Source organism: Chryseobacterium aurantiacum (assembly GCF_003020585.1).
GTDB lineage: Bacteria > Bacteroidota > Bacteroidia > Flavobacteriales > Weeksellaceae > Chryseobacterium > Chryseobacterium aurantiacum.
In genome coordinates, this window is record NZ_PXUE01000001.1 from 411,812 (window position 1) to 433,099 (window position 21,288).

At 36.0% G+C, this 21,288-nt stretch carries 20 protein-coding genes and 1 tRNA gene; 6 read left to right on the top strand and 15 right to left on the bottom strand.

From position 1 onward, the window contains the following. Positions 1 to 20 precede the first annotated feature (20 nt). Positions 21 to 578 carry a YMGG-like glycine zipper-containing protein gene (locus C7D53_RS01835; RefSeq protein ID WP_106914698.1) on the bottom strand — a complete coding sequence of 186 codons (558 nt, stop codon included), beginning with the start codon at positions 576 to 578 and terminating at the stop codon, positions 21 to 23. A gap of 354 nt (positions 579 to 932) precedes the next feature. Between C7D53_RS01835 and C7D53_RS01840 the strand changes: the two genes are divergently transcribed. After that, positions 933 to 1,379 (top strand): hypothetical protein, encoded by a 447-nt coding sequence (locus C7D53_RS01840; protein ID WP_106915545.1) that lies wholly within the window; start codon positions 933 to 935, stop codon positions 1,377 to 1,379. Between the two features lie 827 nt (positions 1,380 to 2,206). On the opposite strand, the gene C7D53_RS01845 is transcribed toward C7D53_RS01840, so the two are convergent. From C7D53_RS01845 to thrA, 7 genes are all read right to left on the bottom strand, one after another. Further along, positions 2,207 to 2,277, bottom strand: a tRNA-Cys gene (locus tag C7D53_RS01845). A 59-nt stretch (positions 2,278 to 2,336) separates the two neighbouring features. Beyond that, a complete protein-coding gene (locus C7D53_RS01850; protein ID WP_106914699.1) occupies positions 2,337 to 2,750 on the bottom strand; it encodes an RDD family protein in 414 nt (137 codons plus the stop codon). A gap of 126 nt (positions 2,751 to 2,876) precedes the next feature. Then, positions 2,877 to 4,241, bottom strand: a complete 1,365-nt coding sequence (locus C7D53_RS01855) for a DUF4403 family protein (protein ID WP_106914700.1) — start codon at positions 4,239 to 4,241, stop codon at positions 2,877 to 2,879. Positions 4,242 to 4,275: 34 nt separating this feature from the next. Beyond that, positions 4,276 to 4,644 (bottom strand): dihydroneopterin aldolase, encoded by a 369-nt coding sequence (gene folB / locus C7D53_RS01860; RefSeq protein WP_106914701.1) that lies wholly within the window; start codon positions 4,642 to 4,644, stop codon positions 4,276 to 4,278. A 5-nt stretch (positions 4,645 to 4,649) separates the two neighbouring features. Then, positions 4,650 to 5,954 carry a threonine synthase gene (gene thrC / locus C7D53_RS01865; protein ID WP_106914702.1) on the bottom strand — a complete coding sequence of 435 codons (1,305 nt, stop codon included), beginning with the start codon at positions 5,952 to 5,954 and terminating at the stop codon, positions 4,650 to 4,652. Positions 5,955 to 5,968: 14 nt separating this feature from the next. Continuing rightward, on the bottom strand, positions 5,969 to 6,898 hold the full coding sequence (locus C7D53_RS01870) for a homoserine kinase (protein ID WP_106914703.1): 930 nt from the start codon (positions 6,896 to 6,898) through the stop codon (positions 5,969 to 5,971). A gap of 10 nt (positions 6,899 to 6,908) precedes the next feature. Then, on the bottom strand, positions 6,909 to 9,359 hold the full coding sequence (gene thrA / locus C7D53_RS01875) for a bifunctional aspartate kinase/homoserine dehydrogenase I (RefSeq protein WP_106914704.1): 2,451 nt from the start codon (positions 9,357 to 9,359) through the stop codon (positions 6,909 to 6,911). 334 nt (positions 9,360 to 9,693) lie between these two features. On the opposite strand from thrA, the gene C7D53_RS21275 reads away from it, so the two are divergent. The 4 genes from C7D53_RS21275 to C7D53_RS20815 all read left to right on the top strand — a co-directional run bounded on the left by C7D53_RS21275 (position 9,694) and on the right by C7D53_RS20815 (position 10,659). Further along, entirely contained in the window at positions 9,694 to 9,888 is a 195-nt protein-coding gene (locus tag C7D53_RS21275; RefSeq protein ID WP_106914705.1) for a bacteriocin-like protein, read from the top strand. A 71-nt stretch (positions 9,889 to 9,959) separates the two neighbouring features. After that, positions 9,960 to 10,130, top strand: a complete 171-nt coding sequence (locus C7D53_RS20810; protein ID WP_162926054.1) for a bacteriocin-like protein — start codon at positions 9,960 to 9,962, stop codon at positions 10,128 to 10,130. A 53-nt stretch (positions 10,131 to 10,183) separates the two neighbouring features. Then, a complete protein-coding gene (locus C7D53_RS01885; protein ID WP_106914706.1) occupies positions 10,184 to 10,393 on the top strand; it encodes a hypothetical protein in 210 nt (69 codons plus the stop codon). Positions 10,394 to 10,455: 62 nt separating this feature from the next. Continuing rightward, positions 10,456 to 10,659, top strand: a complete 204-nt coding sequence (locus C7D53_RS20815) for a bacteriocin-like protein (protein ID WP_162926055.1) — start codon at positions 10,456 to 10,458, stop codon at positions 10,657 to 10,659. A 53-nt stretch (positions 10,660 to 10,712) separates the two neighbouring features. Here C7D53_RS20815 and C7D53_RS21280 read toward each other — a convergent pair whose 3' ends face one another. The 4 genes from C7D53_RS21280 to C7D53_RS01905 all read right to left on the bottom strand — a co-directional run bounded on the left by C7D53_RS21280 (position 10,713) and on the right by C7D53_RS01905 (position 13,514). Next, positions 10,713 to 10,874, bottom strand: coding sequence for a bacteriocin-like protein (locus C7D53_RS21280; protein WP_438829981.1), 162 nt, complete (start codon positions 10,872 to 10,874; stop codon positions 10,713 to 10,715). Between the two features lie 52 nt (positions 10,875 to 10,926). Continuing rightward, complete coding sequence (gene nadA / locus C7D53_RS01895; protein ID WP_106914707.1) at positions 10,927 to 11,946, bottom strand: quinolinate synthase NadA; 1,020 nt, start codon at positions 11,944 to 11,946, stop codon at positions 10,927 to 10,929. 106 nt (positions 11,947 to 12,052) lie between these two features. Further along, positions 12,053 to 12,616, bottom strand: a complete 564-nt coding sequence (gene gmk / locus C7D53_RS01900; RefSeq protein ID WP_106914708.1) for a guanylate kinase — start codon at positions 12,614 to 12,616, stop codon at positions 12,053 to 12,055. Between the two features lie 52 nt (positions 12,617 to 12,668). Then, complete coding sequence (locus tag C7D53_RS01905) at positions 12,669 to 13,514, bottom strand: YicC family protein (protein ID WP_262497849.1); 846 nt, start codon at positions 13,512 to 13,514, stop codon at positions 12,669 to 12,671. A 106-nt stretch (positions 13,515 to 13,620) separates the two neighbouring features. On the opposite strand from C7D53_RS01905, the gene miaA reads away from it, so the two are divergent. Continuing rightward, positions 13,621 to 14,535 (top strand): tRNA (adenosine(37)-N6)-dimethylallyltransferase MiaA, encoded by a 915-nt coding sequence (gene miaA / locus C7D53_RS01910; protein ID WP_106914710.1) that lies wholly within the window; start codon positions 13,621 to 13,623, stop codon positions 14,533 to 14,535. Between the two features lie 380 nt (positions 14,536 to 14,915). On the opposite strand, the gene C7D53_RS01915 is transcribed toward miaA, so the two are convergent. The 3 genes from C7D53_RS01915 to C7D53_RS01925 form a co-directional block, all read right to left on the bottom strand. Then, positions 14,916 to 16,328: an efflux transporter outer membrane subunit gene (locus tag C7D53_RS01915; protein WP_106914711.1), complete on the bottom strand. Its 1,413-nt coding sequence runs from the start codon at positions 16,326 to 16,328 to the stop codon at positions 14,916 to 14,918. 172 nt (positions 16,329 to 16,500) lie between these two features. Beyond that, a complete protein-coding gene (locus C7D53_RS01920; protein WP_106914712.1) occupies positions 16,501 to 19,683 on the bottom strand; it encodes an efflux RND transporter permease subunit in 3,183 nt (1,060 codons plus the stop codon). Between the two features lie 140 nt (positions 19,684 to 19,823). After that, positions 19,824 to 20,984, bottom strand: coding sequence for an efflux RND transporter periplasmic adaptor subunit (locus C7D53_RS01925; RefSeq protein ID WP_106914713.1), 1,161 nt, complete (start codon positions 20,982 to 20,984; stop codon positions 19,824 to 19,826). Positions 20,985 to 21,288 lie beyond the last annotated feature (304 nt).

Sequence of the window (21,288 nt, forward strand, 5' to 3'; positions counted from 1 at the left end):
ATATTTTATTGTAAAAAAAATTATCTGCGGGGTTGTACTCTTCCGTCTTTTCTGTCTTGTGATCTACCAATAGTATATCCTGTGGCTCCACCTACTACACCTCCAATTACGGCACCAAGACCTCTGTTTTTCTTGGCAATGATTGCGCCGGCAGCTGCACCACCTACGGTACCAATGATAGTTCCTTTAGCCGCTTTACTCATTCCTTTTTTTTGGGTGGTTCCTTGTGAAGATCCATTTCCGTTATCTGCATAACCTCCGTTGCTTCCTCCTCCAGAGTTAGAATTAGAACTTCTGTCGCGGTATACAGTTCTGGTTTCTCTTATCACCTTTGGTTTTGAATTATTATCAGCAGCAGCTTTAGCTTTTTTGCTTTCAGAGATGCTGTCTGATTTTTTTTGAGCCTCATATACGAGCTTTTCTTTCTCAATGGCAAGTTTTTGCTTTTCTATTTCAAGCTGTCTTGCTTGAAATTCAAGTTTTTGTACTTCCAGTGATTTTTCAGCAACTGTGTCATCCTTCTTACAGGCCGTCAATAAAAAGACGGATAAAAAACCTGTTAATACTATCTTTTTCATAATTCAAATTTTAATAAGCTTAAGCCAAAACGACTCTAGATCTATTTTATTTTCAATTATGAAGCCAAGTTTCAGTTAAAAAACGTTAAAGTTGAGATTGATACTATTAATAACTTTTAAATCCTGACAAATTTCAGGTGAAATAGGAGGTTTATTGATCATTTAGGCACAGAGTTTGTCGATATGTTTACAGTTTTCAAATTTGAAAATTAATCTTCTAAACAAGATTCATCATAGTTCCCTGGTATTTCCGGGGAATTTTTTTGTTATAAGTAATTGTAAAGTATAGTTAATCATTAGTTTTTGTTGAATTCATTTATGTTGACTATTTTTGAGTATCAAATTACTTTAAATATGAAAAAAACAATTTTTACAGTTGCAGCTGTTGTAGGATTACTGGCTGTTACTACTTCTTTTTCTTCTACGGAGGTTATTGAAGGTCAATCTAAAGTTCGTTCAGAAGTATCTCATAAAGATTCAAAAACACAGACTTTTAAAGTTCGTTATGGTCTTTTGTCAAAGAGTGGAACAAAAATTCTTTCAGGTTCAGGATTTGATTTGGGAGGTTTTATTGCAGAAAATACAGTGACCGGAGAGACGTACTATAGCAATAATGGGTATAATACCATACTTCCACAGTATTCTGAGGAGGATCTTCCGGCAGGAACGTATGCTTTTTCCGGAATTCAGGGCCAGGGAGGCTGGGTAGGTTATGGAACGGTAGTTGCTACAGTTTCTGAGGCAAATGTAGATGCCGATGGATACATTACGGTATATGTTCCCATTACATGGGAGGAATAACTTTGTGAAAAACAAAATATTTATCTAAATTTACCAATCCTCGAAATGAGGATTTTTTTAATCAATATACAGTTATATATAATGGCTTATCCTGAAGTTTTAAATTTTATATGAAAAATAAAGGAAAGCATACTACAATATTCTGTTTAGATTTATCTAAATAGATTTTTTTCATCATTTGTGTTTTTTAGGCCTCCTGAATGGGAGGTCTTTTGGTTTTTTAGATTAAAATTAAAAATATTGACTCCTCAAAAGCAGAATTTAAGTCCAATTTTGCTTTATGAATTATTTTTTTAATTCATGAATTATACAAATTTCATTTATTTTTCGATTATTAATTATTTATTAAATTTTATTTTGTTGTGTTGTTTTTAATTTTATATAATTAATTGTTTTGATAAAATTATTATAATGTATGTTAATAAGGTTGTAAAAATAAAAAATAAGGTAGCTGATCTTAGGGGATAGAAACCAATTTTTTTTCAAAATTTGTAATTCTTGGCACGATTTTTCAATATACAAACGCAACTCATGTTTAATTTGAGTTTTCATGGTTATTAGTTTTTATCCTCGGAATTTCCGAGGATTTTTTTTGTTCCTATAGATTAAGTTGAAATTGTAGATTAAAAAAGAATTAAGCTTTTATTCTTTAGGGTGTCTCTAATGTAATACCGTATTTTCTTTTTCTGGATGAAATGAATTGAATTTATAAATTTATTGAAAAGGTATTTTAAAGCGATTAAGTTCTGCAGAATGGTCTTTTTTTGAATTTAAAAGAGAATGTAAGAAATAAAAAAACCTCTAAATTTTATTTAGAGGTTTTGAAGAGGTACCTAGCGGATTCGAACCGCTGTAGATGGTGTTGCAGACCACTGCCTAGCCGCTCGGCCAAAGTACCATGTTTTACCATTTTTGAGGTGTGCAAATATAGCGAAATTTCTTTATGAACAAAAGTTTTCATGCAATTTCTTTCTTTCCCAAACTATCAATTTCGCTTTTTGATTGATTTTCAGCAATATAATTTTTAACATTAATTACTCTTGTATAGCTCCAGCTGTCGTGCCATCCGTTTACCCCAAGAAATGATATTCCATCAAAAGGAACAATTCTGGAAAGAGTTCTGTAAATCATTTGTTGAGTAGTGGGTTTAGTGCCATCTGTACTGATTACTTTAGTTCCTGTGATATATTTTGAGATGGTTCTCCCGTCTAAATAGTTTTCCATTAGAAAGAAATAAAGACAATAGTTGAAATTTCCAATAAAAAGGCTCCATAAAATACTGCCATTACTATAGAAGTAGAAAAACTCAATCGAAGTTATTTTATAAAGGAAATTGAAAAAAATAGCGATGAGATAATTGATAATATATATGGATTATAAGGTCTATGAAATTGTTCGCAAACCTAGTCCATAACGAAGCCTTATTGTATTCAACAACATTTAGAATTCTTTTCATTGGGGGTATTAGTTTTTTTAAGTGGAGTTTTATTTATTATTTTAAAATCCGTTAACAAGTAATTTTAATGAGGCATTGGTATCAATGACTGCTGTAATGCCTGTGTTGTTTAGTAGTATTTTGCTTGGCTTCAGGTTAAATACCTTTCCACTCATTTTTAAACCTTTATAATATTCTTTATTAAAGGCATCTTCAATACTTTTTCTGGATGTTTCTTCCAATTCCTGAGTAGGAATTCCGTATTCCTCTTCAATCATTTTTACAATTTTCCCCTGAAAAAGGAGAGAAGCTGTTTTTTGAAGAATATTCATGGTTTTCAATTTGAACTTGGTATCAGACAAAACAATTTTTCTTTTGGCTTCATCATATACCGGAATTCCGGAAATAACAGCTGTTCCCTTTATATATCCATCCGTCTGCGCCTCAATAACAACTCTGTTATCCAAACCATAGACTCTAATGTCTGTTACTTTTACCTTTGAATCCCTGATGTCAAATTCCTTATTTAAGAAAGTCTTTCTGGCCATATTGCTAGCCTCTGTAAAAGGAATGTTGGCGGTGGTTTGCAGGAGAAACTTATCTGCAACAGTAGGAGAGAAGTTAAAGTTGGTAGCCGAGGCCACAGGTTGGGAAGCTACGGGTTTATTTCCTGTGAAAGTTTCAGAGTAAATATCAATACCCAACGTTGCATTGATCTGGTTTCCGTAAAATTTTAATGGAGTAATATTAACCCCCATCGGGCTTATCTTCAACCATGTATTGTATTCTTCAGAAATATTAAATGGCTGCAAAAAGGTATTCCATGCCATCACAGCATATTGCTGGAAATTCAGTTGAGTAGCCATCTGCTGATCTATGGTTTTACAAAATTTCTCCTGTTGCTCCTTGAGGCTTTTCTCTACAATTGGAGTAATAGGTATTTGTATTCTTCCATAATCCAGTACGGGTTTGGTCACCCATCTGAAACCATTTGGCCGTGTAGAGGTTGTAATGGTCCAGTTATTTTTAAAAGTAACGGTGGTGTTAAAGGACATTACAGTTTCAAAGGTTGTATTCTGATAGCTGTAAACTCCCAATGTTCCAATGCCCTTTTCTGCCCAGATTTTTAAAGGAACTTCAATCAACAGATTTTGGCTGGTTCCTCCTACCAAACGGATCGGTCTGGTTTTCCAGACTTTTACCTTAAACTGATCGTTATTGTTATCGGTATAAGAATCGTCCTGATAAACCAAGTCTTTCACAGAGGCATTAATCATGTTACTCAGTTCCGAAAGAGGAATAGTTACCGGCATAGTAATACTGGATTTGATCTTTGGAAAATTATAATTTGCCAATTGATTATCAACTCCAGATTGGCCAAAGGCGTTGATAAATGCTACTAAGAATAATATTTTAACGAGTTTCAATTTTGTATTTTTTTATAAAACGAAAATAAGAATTTTAATTTTCCGGCTTAAAGCTTTTTTCCAGTTCAATGCTGGCCCCTTTCATTTCTCCCTGCATTGGGGGAGCAGTCTTGGTTATTTTTAATTTAATATAATCGATTTGTGAAAAGCGAGCATGCATTGTTGAAATAATTCTTCCAGCCACATGCTCCAACAGTTGAGACTTTATTTTCATTTCATGGTGGATAATGTCATTAAGGTCTGCATAGCTGATGGTATCATTCAGGTCATCAGACCCTGCGGCTTTCCACAGGTCGGTATGGAGCTCTGCATTTAAAATATAATACGTTCCAATAATGTTTTCCTCAGGCAGCACTCCATGGTAGGCATATATTTTTACATCTTCAAGATATATTTTGCTCATTACATTTAATTTTTATCAAGCAAAAATCGGCTTAATTCTTCAAAATCGGAGTTTATTTCTACAGTTTTTTTCTCCTTTTTCATCAAGTCATTCAAAGATTCAGGAATTTCAATTTTTACTTTGATGGCTTTTTCTACAGCATCAGGGAACTTTACCGGATGGGCTGTTCCTAAGATGAATCCCTTTTTTCCAGGATTTTCACTCAAATATTGCTCCATGGAAGAGAAAGCTACTGCACTGTGAGGTTCAAGAGTGTATTTATATTTTTCATAAACTTCTGTAATGGTATTCATTGTTTCTTCATCATTAACCGAATAACCGGATATTTTATTTTTTAACGAGTCAAAGTTCTGCCCAAAGAGTTCCATAATTCTCACAAAGTTGCTGGGATCCCCTACATCCATTGCATTAGATAATGTGGCTAAAGCTTTTTTAGGCTTAAAATTTTGAGTTTTTAAATACTCGGGAACCACATCATTGGCATTACAGGCAGCAATAAAATGTTCAGCCGGAATTCCACGAAGATGAGAGAGAAGTCCAGCGCAAATATTTCCAAAATTTCCACTGGGAACACAGATTACGGGTAACTCTTTTTCCGTTTTTTGCCATTGTTTTAAAGCCAATAAATAGTAAATCTGCTGTGGAAGCCATCTCGCAATATTGATAGAGTTAGCTGAGGTTAGAAATAATTGTTGATTAATTTCCTCATTTGCGAAAGCCTGCTTTACCAGGTCCTGACAATCATCAAAGCTGCCTTTGACTTCCAATGCAAAAATATTTTTACCCAATGCCGTAAGTTGTTTTTCCTGAACCATGCTTACTCTGTTTTTAGGATAAAGAATAACAACGTCAATTTCCGGAATGCCATAGAATCCATGAGCAACGGCACCCCCTGTATCTCCGGAAGTCGCAACAAGAACTGTCACTTTTTTCTGCTGATCTTTCAAAAAGTATGAAAGACATCGGCTCATAAATCTGGCTCCAATATCTTTAAATGCAAGGGTAGGCCCATGGAAAAGCTCAAGGATTGAAATCCTGTCATTGATCTTCTGTAAAGGAATAGGAAAGCTAATGGTCTCAGAGATGATCTCCTGTAGTACTTCTGATGGAATTTCATCTCCTATAAAATCTTTCATGCATCGGTAGGCAATTTCCTCGTCAGAATATTGATGAAGATTTTGGATAAATTCCTCTTCAAACTGTGGAATGTTTTCCGGAAAAAATAATCCTTTGCTTTTTCCCTGACCTCTTATTGTGGCAGTTCTGAAATCAACTTTTTCCTGACTGTCTTTTAAATTATAATATTTCATTTGTTTTTTTAGTATTATTTGGATTCTTCAACGATTTCAATCCCAGTTGGATTTATTTTTGAAACATATACAAAGCTTTCAATATTGATTTCGTCATACACGGACTTCATCTGGGAAGCAATTTTTTCGGCTGTTTCCTTTTCTTCAGCCAACATGAAAATGGAAGGTCCTGATCCGGAAATTCCTCCTCCCAATGCACCCAATTGAATGCTTTTCATTTTAATTTCATCAAATTTTGGAATTAAAATGCTTCGTATAGGTTCTATAATGACATCGTTAAGGCTTCTACCAATCAAAGGGAAATCATTTTTCTGAATGCCTGCTACAAGTCCTGCAATATTTCCCCACTGCTCAATCGCACTTTTCAGAGTGATATTTTTCTTTAGAATCTGTCGGGAGTCTGATGTTTTTACCTCAACCTGAGGATGTACTGCTGCTACAAATAAATCAGGTGCATTCAGGGGAATAATATCAATAGGGTAGGTTGATTTCACCAATGTGATACCTCCATAAATGCACGGGGCAATATTGTCTGCATGGCGAACCCCGGAAGCGAGTTCCTCTCCAAACATGGCAAAATGAATCATTTCTTCCTTAGTAAAAATATTTCCTAATAAAATATTGGCTCCCAGTGCGGCTCCGGCGGCGCTAGCCGCACTGGAGCCAAGCCCGCTTCCTGGTTTTATGTGCTTATGAATCACAACCTCGAAACCTTGATTTAAGTTCAGATGTTCCTGAATTTTCAGAAGTACAACTCCGGCAACATTTTTAGAGGGTTCCTCGGGAAGTTTAAATTGATCCTTATGTTTGATGATGATTTCCGGAGTTTCCAATAATGTGATTTCCATTTCATCATAAGGCTCATGTATGGCCATTCCCAAAATGTCAAACCCACATACCATATTGGCTACTGTAGCCGGAATTTTTAATTTTATCTTTTTCATTTTTATGTTTTTAAATTGAACGTATAATGTCTGCAAAAATTCCACTTGCCGTTACTTCAGCTCCTGCACCAGCCCCTTTTATGACCAACGGCTGCTCTGAATATCTTAAAGTTTTAAAAATAACAATGTTGTCTTTTCCGTAGAGGTGAAAAAGATCACTTTCCGGAGCAACATGCTGCAGGCCTACTTTTGCTTTTCCATCCTTAAATTCGGCAACATACTTTAATATTTTGCCCTCTCTTTTTGCTTCTTTAAGAAGTGTTCTGAAATGATCTTCATATTCTGAAAGTTTTTCATAGAAATGTTCTACGCTTCCCTGCATGCACGCTTCAGGTAGAAATCCTATATTTTCAATTTCTTCCAATTGAAGTGGGTATCCGGCTTCTCTGGCAAGAATTAAAGTTTTACGGGCGACATCAGTTCCTGATAAATCCAGCCTTGGATCCGGTTCTGTATATCCTTCTTTTTGGGCTTGGGCTACTACTTCCGAAAATGTTCTGCTTCCATCATAATTATTGAATACAAAATTTAATGTTCCGCTTAGTACAGCTTCAATGGAAGTTATTTTATCCCCACTTTTAATAAGATCATTGATGGTGCCTATTACCGGAAGACCTGCACCTACATTGGTTTCAAAGTAGAATTTGCAATTATGACTTCGGGCTGTATTTTTTAAGGTTTTATACCTTTCAAAGTCCGATGAAGCGGCAATTTTGTTGCAGGCTACAATATTGATACTTCTTTTCAGTAGTTTTTCATACACTTCCGGAATATCAGAACTGGCTGTAATATCTACAAAAACAGAATTTCTCAAATTTCGGGAAATGATTTCTGTAGCAAAATGCTGTGGAGAGGATTCTATCCCTGACTCATTCCAGTTGAGGTACTCGTGCTCGGAGATTCCTTTGTCTGAAAAGATCATTTTGCGACTGTTGGATAATCCTGCGATTCTTAAATTAATTAAAAAATTTTCTCTCAGATACTGATTCTGTTCATAGATCTGCTGAATAAGCTTTGAGCCTACATTACCGGTTCCACAGATGTAAAGGTGAATTTGTTTTATTTCCGATTCAAAAAATTCTTCATGGAGGACATTTACCGCTTTTTTTGTATCCTTTTCTGAAATGACAATGCTGATATTCCTTTCTGAGGAACCTTGGGCAATTGTTCTTATATTGATTCCGTTATTTCCGAGGCATCCGAACATTTTCGCACTTACACCACTTTTACTTTTCATGCTTTCACCTACGATTGCCACAATGGAAAGCCCACTTTCAATATTAACAGGAGCAATTCTCTTTAGGCTGATATCATCTGCAAATGAGGAATTGATGGCACTTTCAGCAACAGACTTATCTTTCTCATGAATGGCAAGGGTAATGGAATGTTCCGATGAACCTTGTGTAATAAGAATAATATTGATTTTCTCTTGGCTAAGACATTGAAATAATTTTGCTGAAATACCGGGAATACCAACCATTCCACTGCCTTCCAGAGTAAGCAGGGCAATATTGCTCATATTTGAAACTCCTACCGCTACTTGTTGTTTTTCATTCTCCAGAATTTCCAGATTATGAGAAACCAAAGTTCCTTTGGCGATGGGATTAAAAGTATTTTTGATTTTAAGATCAATATTTTTCACCATGACAGGCTGAATGGATGGCGGATAAAGAACTTTTGCTCCAAAATGAGAAAGTTCCATGGCTTCATGATAAGATATTTCCGAAATGGGTTTCGCATTGGAAGCCAGACGTGGATCGGCAGTCATCATCCCACTTACATCTGTCCAGATCTGAAGTTCTTTAGCATGAACGGCAGCAGCAATAAGGGAAGCTGTATAGTCTGAGCCTCCACGTCCTAGTGTTGTTGCGTTGTTTTTATCATCACGGGCTATGAATCCGGGCCCTATGATGATACGGTTTGAGTGGTCATTAAGATAAGTCCTAATGTTTTTTTCGGTAACGTCAGAATTGACTTTTGCATGGGTAAAATTGCTGTCTGTTCTGATAAGATCGGCAGAATTCATCCAAACACAGTCAAGGTTTTGATATTGCAGTCTTGAAGCAATGATATGGGAGGACAAAAATTCTCCGTATGAAGCAACCTTGTCCTTGATCCTGTCTGTAAGTTCACCCAAAACAAAAATTCCGTTGTATAGATCTTCTATGTCATTGAAGTGTTTTTTAACGAAGCTTAGCCATGAACTTTGCTCTAAAATGGGGATAAGATCTTTAACTAGGGTTAAATGTTTTTCTTCAAGATTTTTTACTATTTGCAAATAACTTTCATCTTTGGAAGAAGCATATTCTGCTGCTTTAATGAGTTGGTCTGTAACTCCGTGAAGTGCTGATACGATAACGACAATCCTGTCTTGCAGGGATTCTTTTCTTATAATGTTTTCCACGAGAAGTATATTCAGAGAATTGGCGACTGATGTTCCACCGAATTTTAAAATTTTCATCAATTATTTATTTGAGGTTAGAGAAAGAAGAATGGTTACTCTTTAAAAAAAGAGTATAGGGTCCCGAAAATAATATGTGAAAATTTACCCCTTTATGGGGTAGTCGTTGTAGTTGTGAATGTAGAAACAGAAGATATGCCTGAAATAGGTGACTTCAGGGCAGAAATATCAGATATGTTTCTTAAAAAATTCATTGTAGTGAAACAAATGTACAAATTATTTTGGAATAACAAACTTTTAACATAATAAATTAATAATTCCTTTTTTAGAGAAATACTTGGTGTAATTGATTAAAAATCTTACATTTATATTCAAACTATAATTAAAATTAATCATGAAAAATTCAAAAAAAATTAACAGAGAGAACCTAAAATCAATTAATGGAGGAGGAATAAGAAATTGTAATGAGTCTTGTCCTCCGGGTCCTTATGGTCCGAATGAACCAAAATCGTGTGGAGAATTTATGGGCCTACCAGAGTGCTGTAAACTAAGAGTGCTGGTAAGCATGGATTGTTTTGGTCCTTATTAATTCTTTAAGGTATAGAACAGCATTGTAAAATAATGTTCTATGCTTCTCATTAACATCAAAATTAAAATATCATGAAAGCAATTAAAAAATTATCAAGAGAACAAAAGAAAACCATCAATGGAGGTGTTACAGACATGCAAATAGAAGCTTGTGGAGGTGCACAGTTTGTGTGCTTCAAAGGAGGTGGAAGATGGGGATGCTCCTTAAAACCGGGTGGAACTTGCTATGATCCTAAATTATAGTGAAGTATATATTCTGATACCTGCAATAAACATAACTTATAAAAATAAATAATATGAAAAAGTTATCAAGAACAAAACTAAAAAATATCAACGGTAAGGGAATGGCAGGATGTGCAGGTTGCCCAACCGGAGGAAATTATGGAGACGGCCCTGAATATACGAATAGTTGCTCCAGCTATTGGGCATTATCTCCAAACTGTAGAAATTGTGTTGATGTAAGTGCCGATTGCTATGGTCCGGATTATTCCGATTTTTATAATTAAAGATTTAAACTAATTCATTCTTAAGAAGAATTCAGTATCTAATACAAAAAATTAAAACCACTATGAAAAATCTAAAGAAATTAAACAGAAAAGAACTTGAACAACTCAATGGGGCAGCAGGACCAGGCTGCAGCGGGTGTCCAAGAAATACTACTTATGGAAATGGACCTACTGATGCGCCATGTGATGCTTATAATGCGCTTCCTTTCCGCTGCAAAATGTGTGTGATTGTAAGTATAGAATGCATGGATGGTGGCGTTTCTTAATAACACGATTCATTAAAATAAAAAAGCACTGTAAAAACAGTGCTTTAATTTTATTAACAATTAGGAGGGAAATGTTCTCCTTTTGGAATACAAATTGATTCTCCATTGCATCCTGATCCACAGGTTTCATGTATTTCACAAAAGTTGCAGAAATTTCCTGCTCCACCGTTTACTCTTTTAAGATTTTCTCGGTTTAATTTTTTAAGATTTTTCATATTTATTATTAGTTTGAATGCTAAATGTAATAAATATTCAAAAACGAAAAAATTATTTTATGCTTTTGGAAAGATCAAGCATAGCCTCAATTGGTTTTAATGCTCTTAATCTTAATTCTTCGTCAATAAGAATTTCAGGAAGCTCGTACTTCATGCATAAGTACAATTTTTCCATCGTATTGCGTTTCATGTAGAAACACTCGGAACAGTTACAGCTTTCGTCAAAAACCAAAGCTGGAATTAATTCTTTGTGTGGTGCGCGCTTTCTCATTTCATGAAGAATTCCTTCTTCAGTAGCAATGATGAATTTTTGGCAGTCATCTTTTTCTACAAAGTTAAGTAGAGCAGAAGTAGAACCAATGAAGTGAGCCAATTTTAGAACAGCTTCTTCACTTTCCGGGTGTGCAATCATTTTAGCGTCCGGATTGTCTGCCAACTGCTTGGCAATTCTTTCCATAGAAAATGCTTCGTGTACTACACAGCTTCCATCCCAAAGGATCATATCACGACCGGTCTTTTTAGATAAATATCTTCCAAGGTTTTTATCCGGTGCAAAAATGATAGGTCTGTCGGTTGGTAGCGCTTCAATTACCGTTTCAGCGTTTGAGCTTGTTACGATGATATCACTTTCTGCCTTTGTTTCAGCATTACAGTTAATGTAAGTTGCGATTAAGGCATTCGGGTGCTGCTCACGCATTTTTCTCAATCCTTCGCCTGAACATCCGTCTGCAAGAGAGCATCCGGCCATGGTGTCTGGAAGAACTACTTTTTTAGTTGGGTTCAGAATTTTAGCAGCCTCTGCCATGAAGTGCACCCCGCAGAATACAATCATGTCAGCATTGGTATCTTTTGCCTGTCTTGCCAATTGTAGAGAATCTCCAAGGAAATCAGCGATGTCCTGAATTTCTCCCGGTTGGTAATAATGGGCAAGGATTACAGCATTTTTTTCTTCCTTAAGTTTTAGAATGGCTTTTACCAATTCTTCTCCCTGAGGAATTGCTATATCTTTTATATCCAGAAATCCTTTTACAGGAATTGCAGATTTAGCTTTTTCTAATGTTTCGGTACTCATATCAACCTCAATGTTTTTTATTATCAGAAATTAGAGATTAGAAATTAGAAGTTAGATAAAAATGGGAGTGTATTGCTTCCATTTTCTGACCTCCATCTTCCAGCTATTAATTGTTGATAAAACTTTTTATTAAACTTTCTATTTCTTTTTTAGCTTCATCCAGATCGGAATTAATCACAATCTTATCAAACTCGCCGGCATAGGACATTTCTTCTTCTGCCTTTTCTACACGGGTTTTGATGGTTTCTGCATCATCTGTATTTCTTGTAATCAATCTTCGTTCCAGTTCCTCAATGGAAGGGGGTTCTATAAAAATAGACAATGCTTTTTCTCCGAAGTATTTTTTTAAGGAAATTCCTCCCTTTACATCTACATCAAAAATAACAACTTTTCCCTGATTCCAGATCTTTTCCACTTCAGATTTTAAAGTACCGTAATATTTATCAGTGTATACTTCCTCATATTCTACAAAAGCATCTTCAGAAATTTTCTGTCTGAATTCATCAGGAGATAAAAAATGATAGTCCACTGCATGAACTTCACTTCCTCTTGGCTGTCTCGTAGTACAGGAAATTGAAAATTCAAGTTCAGGAAATGTTTCCAGAGAATGTTTTACCAGTGTAGTTTTTCCGCTTCCAGACGGTGCTGAAAATATAATTACCTTATCCATAGAGTTCTCAGTTGCCGGATAGGAGTTATCCCTACTATCAGCAGTCAACTATTTATAATACGTTTAACGTTTGTTCTTTAATTTTTTCCAAATCATCTTTCATCATTACCACCAGCTTCTGGATTTCAGCATGGTTGGCTTTGGAACCTAATGTATTGATCTCTCTTCCGATTTCCTGAGAAATAAAGCCCAGTTTTTTTCCGTTGAAAGATTCATTGTCCATTACTTCCTTATAGTATTTCAGGTGCTGGGTAAGTCTTACCTTTTCTTCTGAAATGTCTAATTTTTCTGTGAAGTAAGCCATTTCCTGATAAAAACGAGTTTCATCTACATTTTCGAACTCCTTCAGAGATTTTTGATAACGTTCTTTTACACTTATGATTCTTTCTTCTTCAAAAGGAATCACTTCACCCAGATATTTATCAATATTTTGAATATTTCTGTTCAGTTCTTCGTGTAAAATACTGCCTTCAGTTTTTCTGAATTCTTCAAATCTATCAACAGCACCATTAACGATTTTTGCTAATGCTTCCCATTCACCCTCTGTAAGTTCATCAGGTCTTGATGTAATGGCGTCAGGAAGTCTTACAGCCATTTTTAGATATTCGAAATCAGGTCCGTCGGATGCAATATTTTTAAGTTCATTGACATAAGATTCAATTAAACTCTTATTGATCTTCACATCATTGGATTCTTCAAGGTTTTCCAGATTGACGTAGCAGTCTACCTTTCCACGGATAATTCTATCATTAAGAATTTTTCTGATTTCAAATTCTTTTTCTTTATAACGTAAAGGAATTTTGATATTTAAATCAAAGCTCTTGCTGTTCAATGATTTAATATCTATTGTTATTTTTTTTCCTTCAAAAACACCTTCGGCTCTACCGAAGCCAGTCATTGATAAAATCATAGTTTTTTATTGTTCTACAAAGATAAACATTTAAATTAGCACTGTGAAATCTGTAAAGATTCCATATGAGCAATAAAATAATGAACGTGAACTGATGAAAAATCTAATTTCTGTAGTAGGACCCACCGGAATAGGTAAAACGAGACTGGCAATTGATCTGGCAAAACATTTCAATACTGAGATTGTTTCCTGCGATTCCCGCCAGTTCTTTAAGGAAATGAAAATAGGAACTGCATCCCCTTCTGAAGAGGAGTTGGCTGAAGCACCTCATCATTTTATTGGAAATCTTTCGGTAGAAGACTACTATTCTATTGGGCAGTACGAAGAAGATGCCCTGCAAAAACTTAATGAACTTTTTCAAAATCATAACACCGTAATTCTTGTTGGTGGAAGTATGATGTATGAGAAAGCAGTTATTGAGGGGTTGAATGATCTGCCAGAAGCAGATGCTGAAAATCAGGAGAAACTTCAGAAACTTTTGGAGCAGGAAGGAATTGAAAAACTTCAGGAAATTTTAAAGGAGCTTGATCCCGAATATGCTGAGGTGGTAGATATTCACAATCACAGAAGACTTCTGCGTGCCATTGATGTGATCTGGCAAACCAATAAAAAATATTCTGAACAAATTGCAGTTTCCCAAGACTCCAGAGATTTTAATGTCATCAGGATTGGTATTGAAGCACCTAGAGAAGAATTGTATGACAGGATCAATCGCAGGGTTGATATTATGATGGAGAAAGGTCTTTTGGATGAGGTGAAAAGTTTGGAGAAATTTAAAGGTATGACTGCATTGAATACAGTTGGATACGCTGAATTATTTAAATATTTTGACGGAGAATGGGATCTTGATTTTGCTGTTTCAGAAATTAAAAAGAACAGCCGAAGATATGCTAAACGTCAATTGACCTGGTACAGAAGAGCCGAAGATATTCATTATTTGCAACTGGGATATTCTCAACAAGACTTTGAAAATCTGATTTTGTGGATTGCTGAGCAGTTTCAGAAATAAATGGTTATTTTTTTGTTGGCCATCGCAAAGACGCAATTTTTTTAATAGGTTTAGTGTCTTATCGTTTTTCCAATTTATTTATAAAGTCTGTTTAAACTTAACCGCAAAAGTCACAAAATATTTATTTTTTTTACCACTTTAGTACACTTTAGAAAGTGTAAGGAAATACAGCACAATTACGTTCACATCAGATGAAAATTTTTGATTTTCAACAAAACTTGAGTGTCCTTTCTTATATACAAAGTATATCACTTAAATAACTTACGTGTTTAAAAAGCTTTTGTATCTCCTTTGTGTTTTAATAAAAAAGTTTAAAAAGCTTTCTTATAAAAAATGCGGTCCTGTAAAGAACCGCACCTCAAACAATATAATTAAATTTACTACTTCCAACCGCCGCCTAGCGCTCTGTATAGATCTACAATGCTGCTTAATCTCTGTCTCTTAATGGAAGCAAGATTCAACTCGGCCTGAAGAGAATTTCCTTGTGCGGTAATTACCTCCAGATAATTGGCTGAACCTCCTCTGTAAAGAAGCTGTGCGCTTTTAATTCCATCTTTCAATGTAGTGGACTGCTCTGTCGCTTTTTGTTCCTGAATTTTTAAGTTTTCATTGGAAACAAGGGCATCAGAAACTTCACCCACGGCATTCAAAACCGATTGACGAAAAGCCAAGACATTTTTCTCTCTTTGAATTTTAGCTACAGCTAAATCTGTTTTTAATTGTCTTTTCTGGAAGATAGGCTGAGTAATTCCACCTAAAACAGATCCAAATAATGATGCCGGAATTTGAAACCAGTTGTCAATTTTGAATGAGTTAACTCCTCCGTTTGCTGTAATTTTTAATGCAGGATACATATTGGCCTGCGCAATTCCTACCATTGCATTGGATTCTAGTAAAACAAGTTCCTGCTGACGTACATCAGGCCTTCTGCTTACCATAGCTGCCGGAAGCCCTGCCGAAATATTTTGAGGAAGTGAAGTGTCAGACATTTCAATGGTTCTGTTCACTTTATTAGGCGTTTCACCCACCAAAATACTTAAGGCATTTTCCTGGATGGCAATATTTTGTTCCAGCTGAGAGATCAGAAGCTCTGTTGCCTGTTTCTGGGCTGCAGCCTGTTGTACTCCCAAAGAAGTTGTATCCCCACTTTCCCACATTTTTTGTGTAATCATTAGGGTGTTGCTGCTCAATTCCAGATTAGATTTTGCAATACCTAATTGTTTATCAAGCATCAAAAGATTGTAGTATCCTTGGGCAATGGCTGCAATAACCTGTGTCTGGATAGCTTTTGAACCTTCGTAAGTTTGTAGATATTGCATTCTTGAAACTTCCTGTTGGTTTTTAATCTTTCCCCAAATATCAGCCTCCCAAGATAAGTTGAATGCAGCGTTGTAATCTTCAACATGGCTTTGTCCTAAAAATAAATTTAAGCTTTGCCCATTCATACTGTTCTTGGATGGTTTTGAAATCTGCGCGGATACCCCGAAGCCAACGTCCGGATATTGCATATATTTTGCCTGTTTTAGTTTTTCCTGTGAAGAGGCAACCTGTTTTAAGGCAATTTGAAGATCATAATTATTTTTAATTCCTTTTTCAATCAATCCCTGTAAAATAGGATCATTGAAGAATTGTTTCCATTCCAGATTGGCAATGCTTGCTGTATCGGCAGTTGCTGTATACTGAAACTTTTCCGGAAGCGGGAGATCCGGCTCCGTATATGCCAGTTTTGACACACACGAAACAGATCCTATAGCCAGCGCAAATGTTAGAATAATATTTTTTACTCTTTTCATAGTTTTTAAACTTTTAATTGAATACAAAACTTAGAGAGGTTTCTGTTGATGCAAAAATTGTCTTTAGTAGGAGAAAATATTTAGCTTTTCTAAACCAATTAAGAACAGATAAGAAAATAGGTAATCTTTTGTGCTCTTAAAATTTTCTCTAAGTTTTTGTAATTCATTTTTATTAGTGAGTAGCAGTTGAAAGTTCTTGCTCCATTTGTTTTTTCAGAAGTCTTTTCTTTTTTCTGCTAGGCATTTTTTCATGCAGATACTGGAAGACCACATACATTACCGGAATAATAAAAATTCCGAATACAACTCCTGTAAGCATTCCTCCTACTGTACTATAACCGATGGAGTGGTTACCTTTTGCAGAAGCACCCTGTGTCCATACCAATGGAAGCATCCCCACGATAAAGGCAAAAGAGGTCATCAAAATTGGTCTTAGACGTAATCTTGAAGCCTGAAGAGCGGATTCAATTAATGATCTTCCTGCTTTTCTTCTCTGAACGGCAAATTCTACAATCAGGATGGCATTTTTCGCCAATAATCCGACCAGCATGATCAATCCGACCTGTACATAGATGTTATTATCAATTCCTGCCAGTCCTGTGAAGGCAAATACCCCAAAGATTCCCGTTGGAATAGTTAAGATAATGGCAAACGGAAGAATATAACTTTCATACTGTGCTGCCAATAGGAAGTAAACAAAAAGAATACTTAAAAGGAAGATGAATGTAGTTTGTCCACCAGTCTTAATTTCTTCACGGGTAATCCCTGTCCACTCATAGCCATAGCCTCTCGGAAGTGATTGTTTTGCTACTTCTTCTACTGCTTTGATGGCATCTCCGGTACTGTACCCAGGTTTTGGAGTACCATTGATGGTTACTGCGTTGAATAAGTTATTTCTGGTTACCGTTTCAGGGCCAAAGGTTCTTTTTAAGGTAACTAAGGTTTTAGCAGGAACCATTTCTCCCGATTTATTTTTTACATAAATTCCCTCCAAAGAGTTGATATCTGTACGATAAGGAATATCTGCCTGTGCCATTACTCTGTAATACTTCCCAAATCTGTTGAAATCTGAAACGAAGCTACTTCCGTAGTAAATCTGCATAGTCTGCATTAGCTCTGTAACAGAAACTCCTAATTGATTGGCTTTATCTGTATCTACGTCAATGGTGTATTGTGGATTTCCGGCTGCATAAGTAGTAAATGCAAATGCAATTTCAGGACGCTTCATTAACTCGCCAATGAATTGTTGTGTTGTAGTTCCCAATTGTTCAAAAGAACCGTTGGTTTTATCCTGAAGCATAAATTCGAAACCGGAAACGTTACCAAATCCCTGAATTGTTGGGAAGTTGAAAAAGAATGCATTGGCATCTTTTACCTGGCTTACTTTGCCTGTCAATGTAGCTGCAATCTGATCAGGATCTTTCATTTCACCACGCTTATCATAATCTTTAAGCTTGATGAAACCTGCAGAATAGGGAGAAGCATTAGCATTACTGATGAAATTCATCCCGTCTGCTACCCAAAGGTGATTGGTTGCTTTTTCTCCGTTAATGATTTTATCAATTTGTGCAGTTGCATTATGCGTTCTTTCCAGTGAACTTCCCGGAGGCGTATTCACGGCATACAATACGAATCCCTGATCTTCTGTAGGAATAAACCCTGAAGGAGCTTTTTTAATCATGAATATGCTGAGTGCAGTTATCGCTACAAGACCTCCTATGGCAACCCATTTGTTTTTAATTAAAAACTTAAGGCTGTAAATATATTTTTTGGTCATGTTATTGAAGCTCGCATTAAATGCGTTGAAGAACCTTGCTCCAAAACCTTTCTTGTGACCATGCTCACCATGTTCTCCCTGAGGATCATTAAGGAAAAGCGCACATAGGGCAGGACTTAATGTCAATGCATTTACTGCTGAAATCAAAATAGCAATGGCCAATGTAAAGGCAAACTGTCTGTAGAAAACCCCTGCAGGTCCCTGCATAAATCCTACGGGAATAAATACCGCACACATTACCAATGTAATGGAAATGATGGCCCCGGAAATTTCACTCATAGAGTTCATAGTGGCTTGTTCCACAGGCATTCCTGTTTGTTCCATTTTGGAATGGACGGCTTCCACCACTACAATGGCATCATCCACTACAATACCAATGGCCAATACCAATGCAAACAACGTAAGCATATTAATACTGAAACCAAATAATTGCAGGAAGAAGAATGTACCAATAATGGCTACCGGAACCGCAATGGCGGGAATTAAAGTAGATCTGAAATCCTGAAGAAAAATAAATACTACAATAAATACCAATACGAATGCAATCACCAATGTTTCTACTACCTGATGAATAGAGGCATCAAGGAAATCCTTGGAATTATACATGATAATGGGTTTCACTCCTTTTGGAAGAGAAGTTTCCATTACTTTTACCTGCTTTTCAATCTCAGTAAGGATCTCATTGGCATTTGAACCTGCAGTTTGAAGAATGGCAAATCCTGCAACAGGTTTTCCATCTACTCTGTTGGTTGCAGTATAGGTGTAAGAACCAAATTCTACTCTTGCAACATCTTTTAATCTTAGGAATGATCCGTCACTATTCGCTTTAATGGCGATACTTTCGTAATCTTCACCTTTGTTCAGTTTCCCTTTATATTTAAGGATATATTCATAAGTTTCCTTACTTCCCTGTCCAAGACGCCCTGGTGCAGCTTCAAGGTTATGGTCTTTAATGGCATTCAAAACTTCCTGTGGAGAAAGATTGTTGGCAGCCAGTCTATCCGGTTTTAGCCAGATTCTCATGGAGTAATCTCTAGTTCCGAAAACCTGTGCCTGAGCAACTCCAGGAATACGCTGAATCTGTGGAATTACGTTGATTTTAAGGTAATTCTGTAAGAAAAGTTCATCATATTGTTTCGGATCCTCACTGGATAGCCCCATGAACATAATCATACTATTCTGAACTTTCTGCGTAGAAATTCCCGCTTGTACTACTTCCTGAGGAAGCTGACTCATTGCCTTGGATACACGGTTTTGTACGTTTACAGCTGCATTATCAGGATCAGATCCCTGCTTGAAGAAAACGCTCAGGGTCATTGTACCATCATTACTAGAGTTAGAGGTCATGTAGGTCATATTTTCAACCCCGTTCACTGCTTCCTCAATGGGTGTTGCTACAGAACGAGCCACTACCTCAGCATTTGCTCCCGGATAAAAAGCCGTTACCTGAACACTCGGCGGAGCAATGTCCGGAAAGAGGGCAATCGGTAAATTAAAGAGAGACAAGGCTCCCAATAATAAGAGTATTATGGAGATGACCGTTGAAAGGACCGGTCTTTCTATAAATTGTTTTAACATAAGAAGTTTATTTTTTAATGTTGTTTAAACTTTTTTAAACACTTAATATTCTTAATCAATGTAATAGTCATTATTTCAAGTGATTAAGTGTTAAAAAGAATGGTGTTTAAACTGCTCTTAAATAATCATATTGATATCTATTACAAAGGTTTTGCTCTCAATAAACTATCAGAAGAGATTGCTTTCGGTTTAATGGAGGCTCCATCTTTCAGACTTCCAATTCCCGTAAAGACAATTTTGTCTCCTGGCGAAAGCCCTTCAGAAATAAAGTAATAGCTGTCTGTTTTTCCTGAGATCTTGATGGGTTTTCCAGTCACTTTCTGATCTTTACCCATTACATAGACATAGGTTTTATCCTGAATTTCAAAAGTAGATTCCTGAGGAATAATGACTGCATTTGAAATAAGCTGCGGCATACGTATTCTTCCTGTATTACCGGTTCTCAGAGTTCCGTTTGCATTAGGGAAAACCGCACGTACACTGATGGATCCTGTAGTTTTGTCAAACTGTCCGTCTACAATACTTAATTTCCCCTTTTCAGGATAAGTACTATTGTCAGCGATTACCAGTTCTACCATCGGCATATTTTTCAGCTTCTCATCTAAAGTAGCTCCCGGATATTTATTTTGGAAAGCAATAAAATCAAGTTCACTTAAAGAGAAGTAGGCATAGATTTCACTGATGTCTGACAATAAAGTCAATGGATTAGGATCTGTTCTGGAGATTAAACTTCCTTTTTTATAAGGAATTCTACCAATATAACCACTTACAGGTGCTGTGATTGTAGTAAATCCTACATTTATTTTTGCGCTTCCTACTGATGCTCTTGCCTGTGAGGCAGCGGCAACGGCAGCTTCATAATTGGCTTTTGCTGTTTTAAGCTGTACATCAGATACCACTTTAGCAGCTACCAGTGGCTGAAGTCTGTCAACCTCTACTTTCGCTTTCTGTATATTGGCATTAGCCGCCTGAAGATTAGCTTGTGCCATATTCATCTGCTCGCCATAGCTTCTTGAATCTATCTTAAATAAAGGCTGTCCGGCTCTTACATAAGCCCCTTCCTCTACATAAATTCTATCAAGATATCCATCTACCTGCGATCTTATTTCCACATTATTTTTTCCTTCCAAAGCGGTTGGTAATTCTTGATAAATGGTAGCAGGAGAGCTGATAACGGTATAAACCGGAAGTTCTGGAGCTGGAGGTGCGGCATTGGATCCTTCCGCAGCCTTGGTGCAGCTCTGTAAAAGAATTATACTTGATATAAGTACAATAAACCTTGTTTTTCCAGGTATTTTCATTGTTGGTTTAATTTTTTTAATGAAGTGTTAGATTTAAGTAATGTTTCTTTTTAATAAATGCTGTTTTTTTTCCTAACAGTGTTAACGATTTGTTCAAAAAAAAATACAGAATTTTTAATGTCCGATCAGATCGATAATTTCCATAATTGAAATTGTTTTTAATAAGTTTAAGTATATGAAGATGTGAGGTGTAATGTGTGTTATTTTTGCTAACAGTGTTAATTTTAAAAGAAAAAATCACTACTTTTAACAAATGAATTGATCAAGATTCTACATAAATGATTTTGTTTTTTTATTAGGTTTA